General features: G+C 43.4%; 1 pseudogene. It reads left to right on the top strand.

The window, feature by feature from the left end:
* Positions 1-752, top strand: a pseudogene (locus D3D02_RS20750) (hypothetical protein); the annotation flags it as partial.

Genomic DNA, 752 nt, shown 5'->3' with positions numbered 1-752 from the left:
AGGCCCGGGACGACTTTTCGAGCACTGGGATTAGCGACGCTTACCGACGATAGTGTTCAGGCTGAAGATATTCTCAGAGAAACCAGTTCAGGCTCTTTCGATGGCCTATTTTTTGAAGACCAGCAAGAAAAATTCAGTGCTAAAACAGTTCTTGACCCATTCGTTGGTGGAGGCACTACTTTATTCGAATTGAATCGTGTGGGAGCACAAACAATCGGTTACGAGCTGAATCCTGTTGCTTGGTGGACAGCAAAAAAATCGATTGATGAGGTTGATTTGAATACACTCCGAGATAGATTTGAGCGGGTTCTTGATGATGTCCGTGATGAACTTGATGAGTACTATACTACAAAAGACCCAGATACTGGGAAAGAGTGTGAAATACTCTATTCTCTCCAAACGCAGAAAGTAAAGTGTCTCTCTTGCGAAGATTCCGTTCAACTGTTCCCTCGATATGAACTGGGTAAAAAGAAGAAGACATCGCCAGCTGTAATTTACTGCAAGAATGAAGATTGCGAGAACCGCATTGAGTACTTAGACCATGAGATAGGTGAGACGGAGACATGTAGCAGTTGTGGTGAAGAGTTTGACCCGAGTGAAGGAACATATGGATATGGGAAATTCACTTGCTCTAATGGGCATAAGAGCGACGTAAAGGAATCGCTGCAGAGAAACGACCAAAAGCCAGAGTTCGAGTATTTTGCTTTGTATTATCGAACACCTGCTGGTGAGAAAAAATTCAAAGAACCTGA

This window comes from Halobellus sp. Atlit-38R (assembly GCF_003665925.1).
Taxonomy (GTDB): Archaea; Halobacteriota; Halobacteria; order Halobacteriales; family Haloferacaceae; genus Haloquadratum; species Haloquadratum inordinatus.
This window is presented reverse-complemented; position numbering and strand designations above follow the sequence as displayed.